1 protein-coding gene is annotated in these 2,386 nt (G+C 67.2%); it reads left to right on the top strand.

Going from position 1 to position 2,386, the window contains the following annotated elements:
- Nucleotides 1-398 precede the first annotated feature (398 nt).
- Nucleotides 399-2,084, top strand: a complete 1,686-nt coding sequence (locus MUO23_10885; GenBank protein MCJ7513460.1) for a hypothetical protein — start codon at nucleotides 399-401, stop codon at nucleotides 2,082-2,084.
- The last annotated feature ends 302 nt before the right edge of the window (nucleotides 2,085-2,386 follow it).

Genomic DNA, 2,386 nt, shown 5'->3' with positions numbered 1-2,386 from the left:
TCCCCGTCGTCGCTCTTCTACACTCCCTGCGCGGACGTGGACTGCCCTCGTCCCGCGAGGCGCGTTGCCAGGCGGCGCGCAGGGGAGACCCCGTTCCTGCCGTTGGCACCCGGCAGACGGTGGGCGTGTCGGAGAGCGCCCTGGATGGGATGCCCGGGCGCCGATCCTGTTGCGCGCGGCCGGGTTTCGGCTACCCCTTGGCGGGGAGCAAGGCGAGGGCTCTGCCACCGGTGCATGGAAAGCGCGGTGCCGCGTAGGTTCCCGCAATCCACACTCGGGGGCGACAGGCAGGGCTTGCAGGAGCCCCAACCGCCGTCTCCTTCTGCCCACTGCCTCGGGAGGTCGCCGGCAGTCTCGGGGGGCTTCGATCCCATGCAGACCACCGTGGAGAGGACCCGATGCAAACCACACACCGAACGTACAGGACAAACCGTGGCCCGCTGGCCATCGCCTTGCTACTGCCATGGTTGATGGCGGGCGCTTCTCTGCCTCGCCACGCCTCCCAGGTCAAGGATCCACCACCGCCGGATCACGTCGTCAAGCTGGTCTTCGTGCATCACTCGACGGGCGAGGCCTGGCTGGCAGACGAGCATGGCGGACTGGGTCGGGCGCTGGGTGAGAACAACTACTTCGTCAGTGACACCAACTACGGCTGGGGTCCGCAGGCGATCGGCGACCGGACCGACATCCCCAACTGGTTGGAATGGTTCCGCGGCACGAGCTCGGACGAGATCCTGCAAGCTCTGTACGGCGAGAGCGGGCAGCACTCGCCCTACACTCGAGCGCTGGCGGATCCTGGGGGTGAGAACGAGATCGTGCTCTTCAAGTCGTGCTTCCCCAATTCGAATCTCACCGGCAATCCCACCGACCCGGCGTCACCGGGGGAGGAGTACTCGGTTGGGCACGCCAAGTACGTGTACAACCAGATCCTGAAGTACTTCACCACCCGTCCCGACAAGCTGTTCATCGTCATCACCGCGCCGCCGGTCCAGGACCCGACCTATGCAGAGAACGCGCGGGCGTTCAACAACTGGCTGGTCGAGGACTGGCTGCAGGAGAACGAGTATCCGTACAACAACGTCGCTGTGTTCGACTTCTACAACGTGCTAACCGGCGCCGACAACCACCATCGTTACCAGAAGGTCGCCGTCGAGCACGTGTGGGTGGAGGGCAGGAATACGTCCTACTATCCGTCCTCGGCTGATGACGACCATCCGTCGGCTGCGGGTGATCGCAAGGCGACGGAGGAGTTCGTCCCGCTGCTCAACCTGTTCTATCAGCGGTGGCAGGCCGGTGGCAGGCCCGCTTCGGCGCCCTCCGTTGCCGCTACGAGTCGGCCTGCGGTTGAGGCGCCGGCCGTCTCCACCGCGACCGCGCGGCTCATCGATGACTTCGAGGCCGGAACACCGCCAGGCACGGCCGGCTGGGAAGCGAACCGTGGCGAGGAGCAGCCCACCCATCTGGAGTGCGCGCCCGTCGGCGATCTTGCGGCTGATGGACAGGCCGCGCTGCAGCTGACCTTCGACGTGCCCACAGGCTCCTGGGCAACCTGTACGTTGTTCTACGAGCAGATGCAGGACTGGAGTGGAACCACTGGCATGCAGTTGCAGCTGCGGTCGGTGGCGCCAGACGTTCCTTTCACCGTGCTGGTCTTCAGCGGAACGCCGGAGGCGATCGAGACCTACATCTCCTATCAGGCCAGCCCTGCGGCCAGCGTCGGTGCATGGGCGCCCCTCGGCCTGAATTGGGGGGACTTCGCTCGCGTCGCCTGGGAGGAGGATGCGGGCAGCCCCTTTGATCCCGCTGAGCCTGTGCTGGGGATGGGGTTCGGCCTCGACGGCCTCGAGTCCGGCGCCAACACCGGCAGCCTGTGGGTGGATGATCTGCAGTTGGTGGGGGTCTTCAGACCCGGCGAGCCTCCGGCGGCTGAGGCGCCGCAGGTCGAGGCGCCCCAGGGGGAAGCGCCGGAAGCCGGAGGCTCTGGCTTGCCCTGCCTGGGTGGCGCGGCTCTCCCTCCGCTGGCGCTGGGGATGGCTCTGCTCGGCCGACGCCGGGGGGAGCGGCCAAAGGGGCGTGCTGAGTGACAGTGGTGAGGGCAGGGTGCTCAGGCGAGGAGCTCTGGCGCGATAAGCGGGTCCCTATTGGCGGGCCGAACGCGAGCGCTCCCCGCCGGGGGAGGCAGTTCCGCAGTGGCAGCCGCCCGGGGGCCTCGCCCGCCGAGGTGCGCTGGCGTTGGGGGGAACCGCAAGCGGGGTACGGACGTCTCTGACAGACCGGAGGCGACCACAAGAATCAAGCATGCGCTTGCCCGGTACCTGCTCTTGCCGGCGCTGATTGTCCTGTCCGGGTGCAGCCTGTGGGCTCAGATTCTGTCAACCCAACTCTG

This window comes from Anaerolineales bacterium, from assembly GCA_022866145.1.
Lineage (GTDB): Bacteria > Chloroflexota > Anaerolineae > Anaerolineales > E44-bin32 > PFL42.
This window is presented reverse-complemented; position numbering and strand designations above follow the sequence as displayed.

Excerpts from the sequence above, each read along its gene's own strand:
- MUO23_10885 (MCJ7513460.1), top strand. The coding sequence starts at position 399 with ATGCAAACCACACACCGAACGTACAGGACAAACCGTGGCCCGCTGGCC.